1 protein-coding gene is annotated in these 212 nt (G+C 58.0%); it reads left to right on the top strand.

The window, feature by feature from the left end; all coding sequences use genetic code 11:
* Positions 1-212, top strand: a 212-nt coding sequence (locus tag AC5PZ0_RS28405) for an immunoglobulin-like domain-containing protein (RefSeq protein WP_493856237.1), incomplete at both ends; no start/stop codon positions are given.

The raw sequence follows: 212 nt of genomic DNA, 5'->3' as shown, positions 1-212 counted from the left end.
ACGAAGGCGATGTAATCAAGGTCACTATCACGGCTGACCAGGTTTCGGTCGCCGAGAACGTGAAGCCGACCTTCACCGTTCATATCAACACCGCGCTGGCCCACGACCTGGTCGTGACCTTGAGCAACAACGCCACCGTCACCATCAAAGCTGGCGAAACCAGCGCGCCATACACCCACGAAGCGCAGGGCGATGACGTCTACAAAGACGCT

It is taken from the genome of Pseudomonas sp. 5.2, assembly GCF_059025405.1.
The sequence above is the reverse complement of the archived record's forward strand: the minus strand, read 5'-3'. Positions and strand labels throughout refer to the sequence as shown.